Source organism: Streptomyces sp. NPDC007025, assembly GCF_042869455.1.
Taxonomy (GTDB): domain Bacteria; phylum Actinomycetota; class Actinomycetes; order Streptomycetales; family Streptomycetaceae; genus Streptomyces.
Window position 1 is genome coordinate 231,168 of the sequence record NZ_JBIAFT010000009.1, and the last position, 18,169, is coordinate 249,336.

The 18,169-nt window shown below is 72.8% G+C and carries 19 protein-coding genes; 8 read left to right on the forward strand and 11 right to left on the reverse strand.

The window, feature by feature from the left end; all coding sequences use genetic code 11:
* Positions 1-210: 210 nt before the first annotated feature.
* The 3 genes from ACFYMO_RS19425 to ACFYMO_RS19435 form a co-directional block, all read right to left on the reverse strand.
* Positions 211-1,392 carry a helix-turn-helix domain-containing protein gene (locus ACFYMO_RS19425; protein ID WP_366774749.1) on the reverse strand — a complete coding sequence of 394 codons (1,182 nt, stop codon included), beginning with the start codon at positions 1,390-1,392 and terminating at the stop codon, positions 211-213.
* A gap of 52 nt (positions 1,393-1,444) precedes the next feature.
* Positions 1,445-2,110, reverse strand: coding sequence for an HAD family hydrolase (locus ACFYMO_RS19430; RefSeq protein ID WP_366774748.1), 666 nt, complete (start codon positions 2,108-2,110; stop codon positions 1,445-1,447).
* Between the two features lie 144 nt (positions 2,111-2,254).
* The gene (locus tag ACFYMO_RS19435) at positions 2,255-2,635 is read right to left on the reverse strand and encodes a DUF488 family protein (protein ID WP_366774747.1); all 381 of its coding nucleotides are present in this window, start codon (positions 2,633-2,635) and stop codon (positions 2,255-2,257) included.
* 72 nt (positions 2,636-2,707) lie between these two features.
* Here ACFYMO_RS19435 and ACFYMO_RS19440 point away from each other — a divergent pair, with 72 nt between their 5' ends.
* Positions 2,708-3,592 (forward strand): hypothetical protein, encoded by an 885-nt coding sequence (locus tag ACFYMO_RS19440; RefSeq protein WP_366774746.1) that lies wholly within the window; start codon positions 2,708-2,710, stop codon positions 3,590-3,592.
* Between the two features lie 142 nt (positions 3,593-3,734).
* Positions 3,735-4,877: a bile acid:sodium symporter gene (locus ACFYMO_RS19445; protein WP_388547738.1), complete on the forward strand. Its 1,143-nt coding sequence runs from the start codon at positions 3,735-3,737 to the stop codon at positions 4,875-4,877.
* A gap of 33 nt (positions 4,878-4,910) precedes the next feature.
* Here the strand turns inward: ACFYMO_RS19445 and ACFYMO_RS19450 are convergent, their stop codons facing one another.
* From ACFYMO_RS19450 to argC, 5 genes are read right to left on the reverse strand one after another with little or no spacing between them, the layout of a single operon-like run.
* Positions 4,911-5,438: an arginine repressor gene (locus ACFYMO_RS19450; protein ID WP_366774744.1), complete on the reverse strand. Its 528-nt coding sequence runs from the start codon at positions 5,436-5,438 to the stop codon at positions 4,911-4,913.
* A gap of 35 nt (positions 5,439-5,473) precedes the next feature.
* A complete protein-coding gene (locus ACFYMO_RS19455) occupies positions 5,474-6,682 on the reverse strand; it encodes an acetylornithine transaminase (RefSeq protein WP_366774743.1) in 1,209 nt (402 codons plus the stop codon).
* On the reverse strand, positions 6,679-7,650 hold the full coding sequence (gene argB / locus ACFYMO_RS19460) for an acetylglutamate kinase (RefSeq protein ID WP_366774742.1): 972 nt from the start codon (positions 7,648-7,650) through the stop codon (positions 6,679-6,681). The genes ACFYMO_RS19455 and argB overlap by 4 nt, the downstream gene beginning before the upstream one ends.
* Positions 7,647-8,819 (reverse strand): bifunctional glutamate N-acetyltransferase/amino-acid acetyltransferase ArgJ, encoded by a 1,173-nt coding sequence (gene argJ, locus ACFYMO_RS19465; RefSeq protein WP_366774741.1) that lies wholly within the window; start codon positions 8,817-8,819, stop codon positions 7,647-7,649. Before argJ ends, argB begins: the two co-directional genes overlap by 4 nt.
* The gene (gene argC / locus ACFYMO_RS19470) at positions 8,816-9,844 is read right to left on the reverse strand and encodes an N-acetyl-gamma-glutamyl-phosphate reductase (protein WP_366774740.1); all 1,029 of its coding nucleotides are present in this window, start codon (positions 9,842-9,844) and stop codon (positions 8,816-8,818) included. Before argC ends, argJ begins: the two co-directional genes overlap by 4 nt.
* A 202-nt stretch (positions 9,845-10,046) precedes the next feature.
* Between argC and ACFYMO_RS19475 the strand changes: the two genes are divergently transcribed.
* Both ACFYMO_RS19475 and ACFYMO_RS19480 read left to right on the forward strand, forming a co-directional pair.
* A complete protein-coding gene (locus ACFYMO_RS19475) occupies positions 10,047-10,559 on the forward strand; it encodes a winged helix DNA-binding protein (RefSeq protein ID WP_366774739.1) in 513 nt (170 codons plus the stop codon).
* Positions 10,556-10,999: a MarR family transcriptional regulator gene (locus tag ACFYMO_RS19480; protein WP_366774738.1), complete on the forward strand. Its 444-nt coding sequence runs from the start codon at positions 10,556-10,558 to the stop codon at positions 10,997-10,999. Before ACFYMO_RS19475 ends, ACFYMO_RS19480 begins: the two co-directional genes overlap by 4 nt.
* A gap of 154 nt (positions 11,000-11,153) precedes the next feature.
* Here the strand turns inward: ACFYMO_RS19480 and ACFYMO_RS19485 are convergent, their stop codons facing one another.
* Positions 11,154-11,888, reverse strand: a complete 735-nt coding sequence (locus ACFYMO_RS19485; protein ID WP_366774737.1) for an alpha/beta hydrolase — start codon at positions 11,886-11,888, stop codon at positions 11,154-11,156.
* Positions 11,889-12,070: 182 nt separating this feature from the next.
* Entirely contained in the window at positions 12,071-12,763 is a 693-nt protein-coding gene (locus tag ACFYMO_RS19490; protein WP_366774736.1) for a TetR/AcrR family transcriptional regulator, read from the reverse strand.
* A 53-nt stretch (positions 12,764-12,816) separates the two neighbouring features.
* Between ACFYMO_RS19490 and ACFYMO_RS19495 the strand changes: the two genes are divergently transcribed.
* From ACFYMO_RS19495 to ACFYMO_RS19505, 3 genes are all read left to right on the forward strand, one after another.
* On the forward strand, positions 12,817-13,935 hold the full coding sequence (locus ACFYMO_RS19495; RefSeq protein WP_366774735.1) for an NAD(P)/FAD-dependent oxidoreductase: 1,119 nt from the start codon (positions 12,817-12,819) through the stop codon (positions 13,933-13,935).
* A gap of 85 nt (positions 13,936-14,020) precedes the next feature.
* Entirely contained in the window at positions 14,021-14,728 is a 708-nt protein-coding gene (locus ACFYMO_RS19500; protein WP_366774734.1) for a class I SAM-dependent methyltransferase, read from the forward strand.
* A 149-nt stretch (positions 14,729-14,877) separates the two neighbouring features.
* Positions 14,878-15,861, forward strand: coding sequence for an aldo/keto reductase (locus ACFYMO_RS19505; protein WP_366774733.1), 984 nt, complete (start codon positions 14,878-14,880; stop codon positions 15,859-15,861).
* Between the two features lie 141 nt (positions 15,862-16,002).
* Here ACFYMO_RS19505 and ACFYMO_RS19510 read toward each other — a convergent pair whose 3' ends face one another.
* Entirely contained in the window at positions 16,003-16,569 is a 567-nt protein-coding gene (locus ACFYMO_RS19510) for a histidine phosphatase family protein (RefSeq protein ID WP_366774732.1), read from the reverse strand.
* 282 nt (positions 16,570-16,851) lie between these two features.
* Between ACFYMO_RS19510 and ACFYMO_RS19515 the strand changes: the two genes are divergently transcribed.
* Positions 16,852-18,126, forward strand: coding sequence for an APC family permease (locus ACFYMO_RS19515; RefSeq protein ID WP_366774731.1), 1,275 nt, complete (start codon positions 16,852-16,854; stop codon positions 18,124-18,126).
* The last annotated feature ends 43 nt before the right edge of the window (positions 18,127-18,169 follow it).

The window sequence follows — 18,169 nt, forward strand, 5'->3', positions numbered from 1 at the left end:
TGCGGGCGACAGTTCACCCTGCACGACCCCGCGCACTATGCACGCCTCGCCATGGAGACGGGCGGTATTGATCGCCAGTTGGGCAACGCCCTTCAGTGACCTGTTCTGGAGCATTCCACAGCCCATCTGCGTGCCGGTTTCGGACACTCAGATGGTGCAGTGGAAGAGTTGCCACAACTGCTACATGGTGTGGCAGCTCCGCTCACCCGGTCATACCGCGCGACACCAGAGCGCGTAGTCGGAGATATCCTCACGATCGGCACGCTTCAACCGGCGAAGTGTGGCGATGTCCTCACGAACCCACCTGTGATCACGCACATGCTGAGGGGCGATCCGCCGCGCCAGCTTCAACGACTCGAACGCGTCTTCCACCAGACCAGCCCACAGCTGAGCACGGGCAACCTCGATGTAAAAACCCGATCGGCGTTCGGCAGGAAGGTCGCGCGCAGGGGCCCATCTGTGCGCGATATCCAGCGCCCGCTGAAGGTGCTGACCCCCCAGGCTCACGGCCAGAGACACCTCGTGCACGCGAACCGAGGAAGGACCGAATGCGGTGCCGTAATAGAGCCCTTCGGATACCGCATCAGCGCATCGGCGAGCCGCGCCGATGTGCAGCATGGCCGCGTCTTCACGCCTTGCACGACCCGCGATGACTGCTGCCCGCATATGGAGCGCCCCGCGAGTCGCCGTCACCGTGTCTTTCCCCGTCCGAGGTGCGGTGTCCAAGGCGTTCTCCAGCGCACGTAGTCCTGGGCAGTGAGCCTGAGCAGCGAAGAACGTCTCGCAGCGCACGTAGGCGACAGTCACATCGAGCAGCGGATCCTCTGCCGTCGGCGCAGCCCACCTCATGAGTTCCACCAACCGCGCCGACAGATCCTGGTAGCCGAACTTGTAGGCCACCGCGTCTGCTGTGCGATACGCCGCGACTAGAAGCCGGGCAGCCTCCGGTCGGTCAGCGCCACTCGCTCCGTCCAGCGCCCTTGCAAGCTCTTCCAGAAGCCCCGGCAGATTGCGGGCGATACGCAGGTACTGGGCCCCGACCCGCCAGTCGACCGCCTCTGATACCGCCGCGCGCAGCTCATCGAGGGAGCGCACTGGCCCGTCCTCCGGCAGGTCGTACGTTGCGATCACCCGGGACAGCGCAGGGATCTCGTCGTGCACGCGGGAATCAGTGTGCCCACGGTGCCCCAGCAGGCGCGCCGGATCCACACTCAAGGCCGCGGCCAGCGCATCGAGGACATCGTCCCCCGGCATCCGCGCACCTCGCTCGATCGCGCGCACCGTGCTGTAGGAGACGCCCGCCGCATCGGCCAGTCCCTTCTGCGTCAAGCGGACGAGTCGACGGGCAGCAGCGATGCGCTTCCCGATCTCGTAGCGCGGGTCCACGGGCATGCTGGTACTCCGTTCCGTGCAGCCACAGAGAACGGTAGCGGTTGGCGCCCCTTCAGATTGAGCCTTCGGTGGGACACCACGTCTGAGAAGCCAACGCCTCGGGCAAGTCGAGAATGCTGCCTACTCGGAAGTCTGGTGCCGGGTTGTCCATGTCCGCCCACAAGTGGCCCCAGGGGCCGCGGCGAAGCAGGCAGGTGCGCAGTCCCGCGTGTGCGGCAGGCGCCACATCGTTCGCCGGATGGTCGCCCACGTACAGAGTGGCGGCCGGTTCGCTTCCCGCCGTCGCCAGAATGCGCTCGAAGAAGGCCGCGGCAGGCTTTGCGCACCCCCACTCACCGGACGTGGAGATCGTGTCGGCCGGAAGGTCGAGGCTCCGCAACAGCTGGCCGACACGGGCTGTCTGATTCCCCGCAACGTGCACCCGGTAGCCGGCAGAGCGGAGGGCTGCCAGGCCCGGCCGCACGTCGCTGTACAGATCTGAATCGTCGAGGATCTCGCCGAGACCAGCAGCCTCCATCGCTGCCCGCTCCGAAGCCAGATCCATGCCAGGGCGGAGCAATCGGATGGCGTCCGCGTTGTCCCGCCCCTGGGCGACAACTGCCCCGACGAGGGCTGAGAGCGTATGCCGCGGGACGTCGAGCCAGTCGGCCCAGCGCCCCCAGTGGCGGTCGTCGCGGGTGAGGGTCTCCCCGACATCGAAGACGATGCTGGTAATCATCAGCGTCAGCCTACGGGTGCCCTGCCTTGCACTGCGGTGCACCCGGGACCGCAAGGACCGGGCGCTGCGGCGCACGGCGGTGTCCCGCGGACCCACCCTCGGGCGGATGCACGATGACCGGTGCCGCTTGGACACGCCCCTCGCTCAGCCTCGCTCGCCCAGCACTTCCGCCAGCACCCGGGTGTGGGCGAGCGAGAGGTCCTTGGAAGCCGTCAGCAGGGTGAGCACCCGGGCGCCGGAGGCCGCCCGGAGGAGCTCGTCGAGGCCCTCGGCTCCGGCGTCCGTGGCCAGTTCGGCGCGGTAGCGCTCGGCGAACTCCGCGAAGCGCTCCGGGGTGTGTCCGTACCACTTGCGCAGCTCGGCGCTGGGGGCGGCCTGCTTGCACCAGGCGTCCAGTGCGGCCTCCTCCTTGCGCAACCCGCGCGGCCAGAGGCGGTCCACGAGGACGCGGGCGCCGTCCTCGGCGGGCTCGGGCGTCTCGTAGACGCGGCGGACCCGGATCCTCGGCTTCTTCTCGGCAGCCATGCGGCCAGGGTGCGGCCGGTCACCCGGCTCCGCATGTTGACGCCGTTCACATCGTTGTTCTAGATTCCCGCCATGACAGACTTCGCGGCCCTCGCCCGGCAGACGTGGCACCAGCTCGAACCCGGCTACGCCTCCGTCTACTTCTCCCCCGAGGTCGCCGCGCGGACCGGCGCCCTCGGCTACGACACCGGAGTGCGCTGGCCCTCCTACTTCGCCCTCCGCGCGGCCCCGCTCGGGGCCGCCACCGCCCCGCTGGTGACAGCACTCTTCTACAGCTTCGACCCACGCACGGTCGCCGAGCACGTTCCCGGCGTCTGGCGGACCGCCTCGCCCGAGGCCGTGCTGGAGGCCCGGATCCGGGGCGTGGACGCGACACTGCGCACCATGCTCGGCGACGGCCTCGCCGACCCGGGCCTCGCCGAGGCGGCCGAGCTGGCCCGTACCGCCGCCGAGGCGGCCGACCTCGCGGGCCGTCCGCTGGCAGCCGCCAACGCCGCGCTGGAGTGGCCGGCCGAGCCGCATCTGGTGCTGTGGCAGGCCGCGAACATCCTGCGGGAGCACCGCGGCGACGGCCACCTGGCGGCACTGCAGGCCGCCGGACTGGACGGCTGCGAGGCACTGGTGTCCTTCGCGTCGATCGGTGCGGCACCGGTGGCGAACTTCGCCTCGCGCGGCTGGAGCGAGCAGGCGTGGGCGGCGGCCCGTGCCCGGCTCGCCGACCGGGGGCTGCTCGACGCCGACGGCGCCGCCACCGAGCGGGGACGCGCGGTGCGGGACGAGGTGGAGCGGATGACCGACGAACTGTCCGCAGGGCCGTACCGGACGCTGGGCGAGGCGGGCTGCGCACGACTGGCGGAACTGAACCGACCCGTCCTCTCGGCCGTGGTCGCCTCCGGGCTGCTGCCCGCGCAGTCCACGCTGGGCATCCTCACCGTCCGCGCGCCCGGGCCGCGGTGAACCGGACCGGGGGAGCGGATCCCGGCCTCCGCTCCCCCGGCCGTCTCCCCCAACGGCACCCGGGGCGGGCCCGGATGCCCCACCACTCGCGGATCACATCGCGAGACAGCTCTTGCCAACCGGCCCCACCAGGGCGTTCTCTCTGCGGGTGCGAACCGGACAGCAGAACACCCCGCCCCACTCCGACGACTCCCCCGAGACGGCCGCCGAGCAGCGCGGAGCGCGCCGTGCGGTGACGCTCTTCCCGCTCCTGGTCCTGCTGGCGGGCGCGCTCGGCCTGCTCAGCCCCGGCAGCTTCACGGGCGGCGCCGAGGCGGTGCCCTACCTGCTCGGGGTCGTGATGTTCTGCATGGGGCTGACGATGACGGTGCCGGACTTCCGGAGCGTCGTCCGCCGTCCCTGGGCGGTCGCGCTGGGACTGGCCGCCCAGTACCTCGTGATGCCGGGGCTGGGCTGGCTGGTCGCGCAGGGCCTGGGCCTGTCCCCGCAGCTCGCCGCCGGGCTGATCCTGGTCGGCTGCTCGCCGGGCGGGACGGCGTCGAACGTCGTGACGTATCTGGCGCGCGGCGACGTGGCGCTCTCGGTCTCGGTCACCTCGGTCTCCACGTTCGTCGCGCCGCTGCTGACTCCGCCGCTCACGCTGTTCCTCGCGGGCGAGTTCCTGCCCGTGGACACGGGCTCGATGGTCGGCGACATCGTCAAGACGGTGCTGCTGCCGGTCCTCGGCGGGCTGCTGGTCCGGCTGCTCGCCGGGCGCGCCGTCGAACGGGCGCTGCCCGCGCTGCCCTGGCTGTCCACGGCGACCATCGCGGTCATCGTCACCATCGTGGTGGCGGGCAGCGCGGGCACCATCAAGTCGGCGGCGGCGCTGGTGTTCCTGGCGGTGGTGTTGCACAACGGCCTGGGCCTGGCGCTCGGTTACGCCGTGGGGCGGCTGTCCCGGCTCGGCGAACCGGCCGGGCGCGCGCTGGCCTTCGAGGTCGGCATGCAGAACTCGGGGCTGGCCGCCTCGCTGGCCGCGGCGCACTTCAGTCCGCTCGCGGCGCTGCCGGCCGCCGTCTTCTCCGTGTGGCACAACGTCTCGGGCGCGCTGGCCGCCGCCTGGTTCGCCCACCGCGACCGGAGCGCCGCGGCGCGGACGCGCACCGGCGCGGGCCGCCCGGCGGACTCCGGAGCGGCGGACCCGGCCGGCTCCGCGGACTCCGTCCCGGCCGATTCCGGCCCGGCGGCAGCGGGCGGAGCCGACAACGCGGAGTCGGCCGCCGGACCGCACTCCGCGGGGTGAGCGCGCCGTCCCGGCCCGCTCGGCGGTCGGCGCTCAGCGCTCCTTCTGCGCCAGCGCCAGCAGATGGTCGGCCAGCGCCTGGCCGCCCTCGGCTTCGCGGCTGATCAGCAGCAGGGTGTCGTCACCGGCGATGGTGCCGATGATCTCGTGCACTCCGGCCTGGTCGATGGCGGAGGCGAGGAACTGCGCGGCGCCGGGCGGGGTGCGCAGGACGACGAGGTTGGCGGACGCCTCGGCGGAGATGAGGAGTTCGCCGGCCAGCCGGGCCATCCGGGCCTCGGTGGCCGACTCGCCCAGCGGAGCACGCGGGGTGGGGTCCCCGCCCTCGGCGGGGACCGCGTAGATCAGCTCGCCCCCGGTGTTGCGGATCTTGACGGCGCCCAGTTCGTCGAGGTCCCGGGAGAGGGTGGCCTGGGTGACCGTGAGCCCGTCGTCGGCCAGGAGCTTGGCGAGCTGGCTCTGCGAGCGGACCGGCTGCCTGCTGAGAATGTCGACGATGCGGCGGTGCCGGGCCGTCCGGGTCTGCGGGACGGCCTGTCCCCCGTGCTGCTCCTCGGTCATCGTGCGCGTACCCCTCTGGTTCGTCTGCCTTCGGATCATCCTCTGCCGGCCGCGGCGCCGGACGCTGCCGCGTCGAGGACGGCGGGCAGCGCGCTGACGAGCGCGTCCACCTCCTCCTCGCCGACGATCAGCGGCGGAGCGAGCCGGAGGACGTCCGGAGCGACCGCGTTCACCAGGAAGCCCGCATCCTGCGCCGCCTGCTGCGCGTGCGGCGCGACCGGCTCGGTGAGCACGATACCCAGCAGCAGCCCGGCACCGCGGACCTGCGCGACCCTGGGATGGCCCAGTCCGGCGACGCCGTCGCGCAGCCGGGCGCCGACCCGCTTGACGTGGTCGAGCAGTCCCTCGGCGGCGATGGTCTCCAGTACCGCGAGTCCGGCGGCGCAGGCGACGGGGTTGCCGCCGAAGGTGGAGCCGTGCTGGCCGGGCTCCAGCAGTTCGGCCGCGGCCCCGAAGCTCAGTACGGCGCCGAGCGGCAGCCCGCCGCCCAGCCCCTTGGCGAGCGTGATCACGTCCGGCTCGACGCCCTCGGCCTGGCAGGCCAGCCAGTGCCCCGTCCGGCCGATGCCGGTCTGGATCTCGTCCAGCACCAGCAGCGTGCCCGTGGCGGCGGTGATCTCGCGGGCCGCGGTCAGATAGCCCTCGGGCGGGACGACGACGCCGTTCTCGCCCTGCACCGGCTCGATGATCACGAAGGCCGTGTCCTCGGTGACCGCCGCGCGCAGCGCCTCCGTGTCGCCGTAGGGAACGTGGGTGACGTCGCCGGGCAGCGGACGGAAGGGGTCCTGCTTGCCGGGCTGGCCGGTCAGCGCGAGGGCTCCCATGGTGCGGCCGTGGAAGCCGCCGTGGGTGGCGACCATGCCGGTGCGGCCGGTGCGCCGTCCGATCTTGAAGGCGGCTTCGACGGCTTCGGCCCCGGAGTTGGCGAAGTAGACCCGCCCCGGCCGGCCCGCGATCTCCAGCAGTTTCTCGGCGAGCAGCACCGGCGGCTCGGCGATGAAGAGGTTGGAGACGTGGCCGAGGGTGGCGACCTGGTCGGAGACGGCCCGCACGACCGCGGGGTGGGCGGTGCCGAGCGCGTTGACGGCGATGCCGCCGACGAAGTCGAGGTACTGCTTGCCCTCGGCGTCCCACAGCCTGCTGCCCTCGCCGTGAGTCAGAGGGACGCGCGGGGTGCCGTAGTTGTTCATCAGAGCGCCCTGCCACCGGCCGGTGAGGGCGGAGTTGTCGTGCGTGATGGTCATGCGGGGCCCTCCGCGTCATCGTCCACGGTCAGCGGCGCGCCGGGCGGGGTGTGCCGCGGCGCGGGAACGGCGTCGGGCACGACCATCGTGCCGATGCCCTCGTCGGTGAAGATCTCCAGCAGGATGGAGTGCGGCACCCGGCCGTCCAGCACCCGGGCGGTGTGCACTCCGTTGCGTACGGCGTGCAGGCAGCCCTCCATCTTGGGCACCATCCCGCTCGCCAGGTCGGGCAGCAGCTTCTCCAGCTCCGCGGCGGTCAGCTCGCTGATCACGTCGTCGCTGTTCGGCCAGTCCGCGTACAGGCCCTCCACGTCGGTGAGGACCATCAGCGTCTCGGCACCCAGCGCCGCGGCGAGCGCGGCGGCGGCGGTGTCGGCGTTGACGTTGTAGACGTGGTCGTCGTCCGCGCTGCGGGCGATGGAGGAGATCACCGGGATCCGGCCGTCCGCCAGCAGTGCCTCGATCGCTCCCGTCTCCACGGAGCTGATGCGGCCCACCCGGCCGAGGTCGACGGGCTCGCCGTCGACCTCGGCCAGATGCTTGGTCGCCGCCATGATGCGGGCGTCCTCGCCGGTCATCCCGACGGCCAGCGGACCGTGCTGGTTGAGCAGGTTGACCAGCTCGCGCTGGACCTGGCCCGCCAGCACCATCCGTACGACGTCCATGGTCTCGGGCGTGGTCACCCGCAGCCCGGCGCGGAACTGCGACTCCAGTCCGAGCCGGTCGAGTTGCCTGTTGATCTGCGGGCCCCCGCCGTGCACGACCACGGGGCGCAGCCCGGCGTGCCGCAGGAAGACGACGTCCTGGGCGAAGGCCGCCTTCAGCTCCTCGTCCACCATCGCGTTCCCGCCGAACTTGATGACGACGGTCTTGCCGTGGTGCCGGGTCAGCCAGGGCAGCGCCTCGACGAGGGTCTGCGCCTTGGGCAGCGCGGTGTGCTTGCGGGCGCTCGGCTTCCGGGTGCTCATGACGAGTACGCGCTGTTCTCGTGGACGTAGTCGGCCGTCAAGTCGTTGGTCCAGATGACGGCGGACGCGGCTCCGGCGTGCAGGTCGGCGGTGATGCGGACCTCGCGGAAGCGCATGTCGACCTTGTTCCGGTCCTCGCCGACGGAGCCGCCGCGGCAGACCTGCACCCCGTTGATGGACACGTCCAGCGCATCGGGGTCGAAGGCCGCGTCGGTGGTGCCGATGGCGGCCAGCACCCGGCCCCAGTTGGGGTCCTCGCCGTGCACGGCACACTTGAGGAGGTTGTTGCGCGCGATGGTGCGGCCCACCGTGACGGCCTCGTCCTCGTCGGCCGCGCCGACGACCTCGATCCGGATGTCCTTGGAGGCGCCCTCGGCGTCCCGGATGAGCTGCTGCCCCAGGTCGGCGCAGACCGCCCGGACCGCCTCGGCGAACCCGGCCGCCTCCGGCCGCACACCGCTCGCACCGGAGGCGAGCAGCAGCACCGTGTCGTTGGTGGACATGGCGCCGTCCGAGTCGATCCGGTCGAAGGTGGTGCGGGTGGCGGCGCGCAGCGCGGCGTCCAGTTCCTCGGCCGGCAGGTCGGCGTCGGTGGTCAGCACGACGAGCATGGTGGCCAGGCCCGGCGCGAGCATGCCCGCGCCCTTGGCCATCCCGCCCACGGTCCAGCCCGCGGGGTCGGAGACGACCGCGGTCTTGTGCACGGTGTCGGTCGTCTTGATGGCGAGGGCGGCCTTCTCGCCGCCGTGCGCGGAGAGCGCGGCGGTGGCGGCCTCGACTCCGGGCAGCAGCGCGTCCATCGGCAGCCGCTCTCCGATCAGCCCGGTGGAGGCGACGGCGATCTCGGCGGCGCTGTGCTCGGTGCCGGTGGCGGAGGTCAGCGCCGCGGCGGTCTTCTCCGCGGTGGCGTGGGTGTCCTGGAAGCCGGGTGCGCCCGTGCAGGCGTTGGCGCCACCGGAGTTGAGGATGACGGCGGAGACCCGGCCGCCCTTGAGCACCTGCTCGGACCAGAGCACCGGCGCCGCCTTGACACGGTTGGCGGTGAAGACTCCGGCCGCGGCCTGGAGCGGTCCGGTGTTGGCGACGAGCGCGAGGTCGGGGGTCCCGCTCTGCTTGATTCCGGCGGCGATGCCCGCAGCCGTGAATCCGCCGGCCGCTGTGACGCTCATGGTGCGACTCCGATCGTGGAAAGTCCCAGTCCCTCGTCCAGGCCGAGGGCGATGTTCATGCTCTGCACGGCACCGCCCGCGGTGCCCTTGGTGAGGTTGTCGACCGCGCTGACGACGACGATCCGGTCCGCCTCAGGGTCCAGGGTGACCTGGAGGTGCACCGCGTTGGAGCCCTGCACGGAGGCGGTGGCGGGCCACTGCCCCTCCGGGAGCAGGGTGACGAAGGGCTCGTCCTGGTACGCCTTCTCGTAGGCGGCCCGCACCTGCTCGGCGGTGGCGCCGGGGGCGGCCTTGGCGGAGCAGGTGGCGAGAATGCCGCGCGGCATCGGGGCGAGCGTCGGGGTGAAGGAGACGGTGACCCGGCGTCCGGCGGCCGCCGAGAGGTTCTGGACCATCTCGGGGGTGTGCCGGTGGGTGCCGCCGACCCCGTACGGGCTCATCGAGCCCATGACCTCGCTGCCGAGCAGGTGCGGCTTGAGTGCCTTGCCCGCGCCGGAGGTGCCGGTCGCCGCGACGACCACGGCCTCGGGTTCGGCGAGGCCGGCCGTGTAGGCGGGCGCGAGCGCGAGGGAGACGGCGGTGGGGTAGCAGCCGGGGACGGCGATCCGCCGGGCGCCGCGCAGCGCCGCACGGGCGCCGGGGAGCTCCGGCAGGCCGTAGGGCCAGGTGCCGGCGTGCGGGGTGCCGTAGAAGCGTTCCCAGGCGGCGGCGTCGGCCAGCCGGAAGTCCGCGCCGCAGTCGACGATCAATGTCTCGTCGCCGAGCTGCTCGGCGACGGCCGCCGACTGCCCGTGCGGGAGGGCGAGGAAGACCACGTCGTGGCCGCGCAGCAGCTCCGCGGTGGTCTCCTCCAGCACCCGGTCCGCGTAGGGGACCAGGTGCGGCTGGAGGGCACCGAACCGCTGCCCGGCGTTGCTGTTCCCGGTCAGGGCCCCGACCTCGGTCTGCGGATGCCCGGCGAGCAGGCGCAGCACCTCGCCCCCCGCGTACCCGCTCGCTCCCGCCACTGCCGTGCGCACTGCCATGAGTCCTCCTCCTCGAAGGCATGACTATACGCAGGACAGCAGTTTTATGCAATGAATCGTGTGATCAACCGCCCGAGGTCGACGCGCAAACGAGGGCGGCGGCTCACGGAGCGCCCCCACCCGGCCTGCCCGCTCACAGGTTCCCGCCCGCACAGGCAAAAAATAGTAGCCATGGACATAGTAGCCATGTACTTTATTGGCCATGAGCAACGGCTCGCCGGGGCCCACGCCCGGCTTCCTGGTATGGCGGCTCGCCAACAAGTGGCGGGTCGCAGTGGATCGCGCGGTGGCTCCGCTGGGCCTCACCCACGCGCAGTACTGCCTGGTCGCGTCGCTGCACGGCATGCAGCACACCGGCGAGCGGCCCAGTCAGCGCCGGCTCGCCGACCACACCGGCCTGGAGGCGCTGTACGTCTCGAAACTGGCGCGGGCCCTGGAGTCGGCCGGGCTGATCGAACGCACCCGCGACCCCCGCGACCCCCGCGCCGTACAGCTCGCCCTCACCGAGCGGGGCCAGGCCGTCACGCGGGAGGCGATCGCAGTGGTGCAGCAACTGCTCCACCAGCTGCTGGAGCCGCTCGGCGGCCTCGACGGCCCGCGAACGGAAGCGTTCACCGACGAGCTGACAACCCTGCTCGACGTACCTCTCGCACCGTCCGCGCCGGACGACGTCACCCCTCAGAGCGACGGCACCACACAGAGGAGAGCACCATGACCACCACGGCACCCGCGGCCGACGCCCGCATGCTCGGCCTGGCCCACCATGCCGCCCGCGGCGTCCTGGAACATGTCCTGGCCCGGCACGGCCTCACGTTCGAGCAGCAGGTGGCCCTGCGCACCCTCGTCACCGCCGGTACTCCGCTGACGGCGGACGACGCCGTCGCCCGGGTCCGGGACTCCCTCAAGGCCGATCCGGTCGACATCCGTGCCACTCTCGACGAACTGCTGGCCAGACAGTCGATCGTCGCGGACGGCGCGCACCTTCTCCCCACCGACTCCGGTCGGGAGTTGCTCGCCGCCGTCGGGGCGGAGACCGCGCCCCTCGCCGCTTGCATCTGGGGCGGCATACCGGACGAGGACCTGGCGGCCGCCGGCCGCGTCCTCGCCCTGGTCACCGAGCGGGCCGACGCGCAGCTCGCGGAGCTGACCGCCTGACCACCGACCGGCGGAACGCTGCGCCGGTGACCCGGAGTGTTTCAGCCGGCGTGTGCACGCCGGCTGAAACACTCCGTCACAAGGCCCCGTCGGCCGCGCCGGGACCGCGCAGCGCCCGGCCGCTACTGCTGCCGGGTGGCCTGCCGGTCCGGCCTCACCTCAGGTGGCGGGTGAAGAACCGGGCCGCGGCCTCTCCCGCGAACTCCGGGACGCCGGTGTGGCCGCCCATGTTGGCGTGCAGGGACTTCTCCTCGGAGCCGAAGGCGTCGAACAGGTCCAGGGCGGCCTGCCGGTCGTTGCCCTCGTCGTCCCACTGCAACAGGACGTGCAGCGGAACGGTGACCCGCCGGGCCTCCTCGAACATGACGCGCGGTACGAGGCTCCCGGCGAAGAGGACGGCGGCCGCGATGCGCGGCTCGACGGCGGCGAGGCGGATGCCGATGGAGATCACTCCCCCCGAGAACCCGACCGGGCCGCCGATCCCGGGCAGCGCCAGCAGGGCGTCCAGGGCGGCCCGGCATTCCGGGACGGCCTCTTCGACGAGGGGGAGGACGAGGGCGTCGACGATCTCCTCGTCGACCGTACGGCAGGCCTCCTTGGCCCGGCGCAGGTCGGCGCGGGCCTGTTCGAGGACGGGCAGACGGGGCCGGTCGCCGCTGCCGGGGAGTTCGACGGTGGCCGTGGCGAACCCGTCCGCCGCGGCGTGCCGGGCCCGCGCCGCCAACCGCGGGTACATCCTGCGCAGTCCGAGCGTGGGGTGGCCCAGCAGGATCAGCGGGACCGGTGCGGAGGCGGTGGCGGGTGTCCACAGGATGCCGGGGATCCCGTCGAGGGTGAATTCACGTTCGAGGACGCCGTCACCGAGGGGCTGTTCGGAAGTGAAACGCATGGTCGTACCTTTCGGGAGTGCGCGTGATCGGCGCTCCCGGACGACCTATCGCCCGGCCGTGACCCCGGAGGGGAGCACCCATGTCGAAACGTTCACGGGTACCACCTCCTCGTCCTCTCGCACGGCCACCGGGAACCTAGCAGCGGACGCCGCGGGAGCGCCTACGGTTTTCCGGGCCCGCGTCACCCCGGCGGCTGGGGGAGCTTGGCGGCGACGGCGTCGAGGACCCAGTCCAGGCCGTTCGCGAAGGACGTCCCGGCGTCCACCTCCGTACCGTCGTGCACGGCCTTGGCGAGTGCCGGGAAGCGGCCGGTGGCCAGCATCTTCGTCACATGCGGCCCGTGGGCGCGCTGCCAGTCGCGGTCGGACAGGCCGGTGGCGCGCTCGGCCCGCAGGTTCGCGATCTCGCGCCTGATCGCGCCGGTGGTGTAGGCGCCGACGGTCTCCACGGCCCGCATGACGGTGTCGAGGCCGGCGAGGCCGTCGAGCGCCGACAGTCTGGCCTCGGTGACGGCGAGGCCGTTCGGCCCCAGGGTCGGGCGCCCGCCGAGCAGGTCGGCGAGCCATTCGTGGCGGAGCGCCGCCTGCCTGGTGCGGTGGGCGAGGACGCGCAGCGCCTCGCGCCAGTCGCCGGGCTGCTCGGCGGGGAGGATCTCGCCCTGGACCTCGTCCACCATGAGGTCGAACAGCTCCTCCTTGGTGGAGATGTAGCGGTACAGCCGCATCGGACCGGCGTCCAGCCGGGCGGCGACCTTGCGCAACGACACCGCTTCCAGCCCGCCCTCGTCGGCCAGCCCGACGGCGGCGGCGACGATCCGCTCGCGGTCGAGCGGCACGGGGCGAGTCGGCGGTTCCGGCCGGTCCCACACAGTCATGGGGACACCCTACTGTTGCGATACGCCGTATCGACACAATACGGTGTATCGCCATGAGCTATCGCATCGCAGTGGTCGGGAGCGGCCCTGCCGGTCTGACCTTCGCCCGCGTCCTGCACCGCCACGGCCACCCCGTCACCGTCCTCGAACGCGACCCCTCCTCCGACGCGCGTCCTCCCGGCGGCACGCTGGACCTGCACGAAGGGCTGGGCCAGCGCGCGCTGGAGAAGGCGGGACTCCTCGCGGAGTTCCAGCAGGTGTCCCGTCCCGAGGGGCAGGCCACGCGCATCCTGGCCCCCGACGGGACCGTGCTGCGCGACTGGCAGCCCCACCCCGAGGAGCGGGCCAATCCCGAGATCGACCGCGGTCGGCTCCGCGACCTGCTGCTCGGCCCGCTGGACGTGCGCTGGGGGCAGGGCGTGACACAGGTGGTGCCGGGGACACGGGACGGTGTACGGGTCCGCCTCGCGGACGGGCGGGAGGAGACGTTCGACCTCGTGATCGGCGCGGACGGCGCCCGGTCCCGCACCCGTCCGGCGGTCTCGCCGGTGACGCCGCACTACACCGGCGTCACCTTCGTCGAGACCTCCCTGGACGACGTCGACACCCGCCACCCCGACCTCGCCCGGCTGGTCGGCGACGGTTCCGTCGCGGTGTACGGCGCGAACCGGGCTCTGGTCGCCCAGCGCAACAGCGGCGGCCACGTCAAGGTGTACGCACAGTTCCGCGCACCGCTGGACTGGCATGCGGACCTGGACCTCGCGGACGGAGCGGCGGTACGGGCGCATCTGCTGGCCCTGTTCGACGGCTGGGCCGCTCCCGTCCTCGACCTCCTCCGCCGCGGCACCGCCTTCGTCCACCGCCCGCTGTACGTCCTCCCCGTGTCCCACACCTGGACGCACGTCCCCGGGGTGACGCTGCTGGGCGACGCCGCCCATCTGATGCCCCCGCTGGGGGCGGGCGCGAACCTCGCGATGCTGGAGGGCGCCGAACTCGCCGAGTCCCTCGCCACCGGTTCCGGGGATCCGGACGAGGCCCTCCGTGCCCACGAGGAACGCATGTGGGCCCGGGCCGGCAGATGGGCGGAGCTGACCACGGCCGGTCTGGAGCGCCTCGTGAGTCCGGACCCGGCCCAGGCCGTCGCCCTCTTCGACGAAGTCCAGCCGTCCTGACGCCGACGGCCGACAGGCCCCCCGCTCCGCGGGGGCGCGGAAAATGCCTCGCACCGCCGGCTGCCCCACCGTGATACTCCCTCCCATGCCTTCCTTCTCCGACTTCGACACCCGCGGCTACCGGACCGTGGATGTGGCCACCGGCTACGGCCACTGGGTCAGTACGTACGAGGACACCGTCGAGGACGTGATGGACCTCGCGCTGCTGGCCGAACTGACCGTGCCCGCCTGGAGCGGGGTGCGGCGCACCGCCGATCTGGGCTGCGGCACCGGGCGGACCGGCGCGTGGCTGCGGCAACAGGGCGTCACCGGCCCGCTCGACGGGGTCGACCTCACCCCGCAGATGCTGGAGCGGGCCCGTGCCAGGGGCGCACACGACCGGCTGCTGGAGGGCGATGTACGCGCCACCGGACTGGAGTCGGGCGCCTACGACCTGGTGATCTCCTCGCTGATCGACGAGCATCTGCCCGATCTGCGGCCGTACTACCGGGAGGCCCGGCGGCTGGCCGCCCCGGGCGCTCACTGTGTGGTCGTCGCCTTCCACCCGCACTTCATCATGGCCTCCGGCATGCCCACCCACTTCACCGACGCCTCCGGCGAGGACATCGCCATCGAGACCCACGTCCATCTGCTCAGCGACCACGTGGCGGCGGGACTGGGCTCCGGGTGGCGGCTCGTGGAGATGCGCGAGGGGGTCGTCGACGAGCGGTGGCTGGCCCGCAAACCGAAGTGGTCGAAGTTCCGCAACCACCCCGTGTCGGCCGCGCTGGTGTGGGCGCGGGAAGACGGCTGACCATCACGCGGACGGTAAGCCAAACGACGGGCGCCGCGGGGTTTGCCTTGGAGCACGCTCCAGCGCCTAGCGTCCCTGGCGGATCCCACGGAGCACCCGGCCCGGTATCCGTTCACCGCGTTTCTCTTTCCCCTTCAGGAGGTACCGACATGACCCTTCCCACCCGCCACCTCGGCGATCTGGCCGTCTCCGCACAGGGACTCGGCTGCATGGGGATGAGCCACGCCTACGGCAAATCCGACGAGGCCACCTCCGTGGCCACCCTTCACCGGGCACTCGACCTGGGCGTGAACCTGCTGGACACCTCCGACTACTACGGTGAGGGCGCCAACGAGGAACTTGTCGGCCGCGCCGTCGCGGGCCGCCGCGACGAGGTGGTGCTGGCGACCAAGTTCGGCTTCGCCAACAAGCTGGACGACCCCATCCGCATCCGCGGCGACGCGGCCTATGTGCGCCAGGCGTGCGAGGCGTCGCTGCGGCGGCTGGGCACCGACCACATCGACCTGTACTACCAGCACCGCGTGGACCCCGAGGTGCCCATCGAGGAGACGGTCGGGGCGATGGCGGAGCTGGTCGCCGAGGGCAAGGTGCGCCACCTGGGGCTGTCCGAGGCGAGTGCGGAGACGGTCCGGCGCGCCCACGCGGTGCATCCGATCAGCGCCCTGCAGAGCGAATGGTCGCTGTGGACCCGCGACCTGGAGGACGGCACGGCCCAGGTCTGCCGCGAACTGGGCATCGGGGTGGTGCCCTTCTCGCCGCTCGGCCGGGGCTTCCTGACCGGCCGCTACACCTCGGTCGACGCCATGGAGGAGTCGGACAGCAGGCGCGGCATGCCGCGCTTCGCCGGGGAGAACTTCGACCGCAACCTGGCGATCGTCGCGCGGCTGGAGGAACTGGCCGAGCGGCGCGGCGTCACGGCGGGGCAGCTCGCCCTGGCGTGGGTGCAGCACCGGGGCGACACGGTGGTGCCGATTCCCGGCACCCGGCGGCAGAAGTATCTGGAGGAGAACGTGGCGGCGCTCTCGATCTCGCTGACCGCACAGGAGTTGGCCGACATCGAGACGGCGGCTCCGCGGGACCGGATCGCCGGTGCCCGCTACGACGACGACGGCCTGGCCTTCGTCAACGGCTGACCGGCAGCCGGTCGGTGGTCGCGCGGGGTACGGCGCGGAAGGCGGCGGGCGCCGGGAAGGCCGCATGCGGGTCGCGGCCGCGGGCCGAACCGGCAGGGCCGCATGCGGGTCGCGGCTGCGGGCGGTCCGGGGCGGCGCGGTTCACGGCAGGTCGAGGTGCCAGGCGCCGGCGCCGCCCGCGAGGGCGAGGGTGGCGAGCGGATGCGCCTCGACCTGCCAGTAGGCGTGCGGCGGGGCCTTGAGCACGTAGCAGAGCGCCGCGCGCAGGACGGACGGTTCGGTGACGGCCACCGCCTGGTCGCCGTCGCCCACCGGACGGGTGTCGAGCCAGCCGCCGATCCGGCGGATGAAGGACAGCAGGGACTCCCCGCCGTGCGGAGCGGAGCACGGGTCGGCGTACCAGCGGTGCACGGCCTCCGGCTCCCGTGCCGCCACCTCGGCGAGGGTGGCGCCGCGCCAGCGGCCCATGTCGCAGTCGAGCAGCGCCGGCTGGGCGAGCGGCGCGAGGCCGAGCACGGCGCCGGTCTCCCGGCAGCGCGCCGAGGGCGAGCAGTAGCGCAGTTCGGCAGCGGCGAGGTGGGAGAGCGCGGGGGCCCTGCGCACGACCTCCTCCCAGCCGGCGGCGTCCAGGGAACGCTCGTCGTCGAAGCGCACGTTCGCCACGGAAGAGCTGCGGCCCGCGGCGAGTAACGTCATTCGCACGTGCATGCGCCGAGAGTAAGGCCGGACGGCCCGGTGTTCGAGAGGCGGACGTCCGGCAGTTGTGTGCGTACCGCGCGTTCGGACGCGGCCATGCGGGCAGAGCACGCGAAGCGGGCGGCGCCGTGGCGGCCGGGCCCACAGCCGAACTCGGAACCGACTCGTTCCGGCGAACACCCAGCAGGCCTCCATGGCATGGGATGCCGGTCGGCGGCCGGGTGGGGACTCACGTATCGTCTCCCGATATCGGAGTGCGTCACGTCAGCGGCTGTGCCGACCGAGGGAGTGGCCATGAGCAAGCCGTCGACCACCGACGGGATGCCGGACGAGCTGAGCCGCCGACTCGGGGTGCCGGACGCCGTGGTGGTCGGTCTGGGGTCGATGATCGGGGCGGGGATCTTCGCCGCACTCGCCCCCGCCGCACGGTCGGCCGGCTCCGGACTGCTGATCGGCCTGGCCCTCGCGGGGGTGGTCGCCTACTGCAACGCCACGTCCTCGGCGCGGCTCGCGGCCCGGTATCCGGCGTCGGGCGGTACGTACGTCTACGGCCGGATGCGCCTCGGCGACTTCTGGGGCTACCTGGCGGGCTGGGGGTTCGTGGTGGGCAAGACCGCCTCCTGCGCGGCGATGGCGCTCACCGCCGGCTCGTACGTGTGGCCGGGTCAGGCCCACGCGGTGGCGGTCGCGGCGGTGGTGGCGTTGACCGCGGTGAACTACACCGGCGTGCAGAAGTCCGCCCTGCTGACCCGGGTCGCCGTGGCCGTGGTCCTGGCGGTGCTCGCCGCCGTGGTGGTCGCCGCGCTCACCTCCTCGGCCTCGGACGCGGCCCGCCTCGACGTCGGGGACGACGCGACCTTCGGCGGCGTGCTCCAGGCGGCGGGCCTGCTGTTCTTCGCCTTCGCGGGCTACGCACGGATCGCGACCCTGGGCGAGGAGGTCCACGACCCCGCCCGCACCATCCCCCGGGCTGTCCCGATCGCGCTGGGCATCACCCTGGCCGTCTACGCCCTCGTCGCCGCCGCAGTCCTGACGGTGCTGAGTCCGCAGGAGTTGGCGGAGGCTGCCGCACCGCTCTCGGACGCGGCCAGGGCGGCAGGCGCAGACTCACTCGTACCGGTCGTACGCGTCGGTGCCGCCGTGGCCGCGCTCGGTTCGCTGCTCGCGCTGCTCCTCGGAGTTTCCCGCACCACCCTGGCCATGGCCCGCGACCGGCACCTGCCGCACGTCCTGGCGGCGGTCCACCCGAAGTTCGACGTGCCGCACCGCGCCGAGCTCACCGTCGGCGCCGTCGTGGCCGTCGTCGCGGCGACGGGGGACGTGCGTGCGGCGATCGGCTTCTCCTCCTTCGGCGTTCTCGTCTACTACGCCGTTGCCAACGCCTCCGCCTGGACCCTCACCGCCGCCGAGGGCCGCCCGGCCCGGATCGTCCCCGTGGCCGGGTTCGCCGGCTGCCTGCTGCTGGCTCTCGCCCTGCCGTTGTCCTCGGTGATCGCCGGGACCGCGGTGTCGGCCGCCGGTGCCACCGCCTACGGAGTCCGGCGCGCGGTGGCCGGGCGCACGCCGTGACCCGGTGCCGGTCAGGCGGTCGTCCGCCCGATCGGCCGGGCAC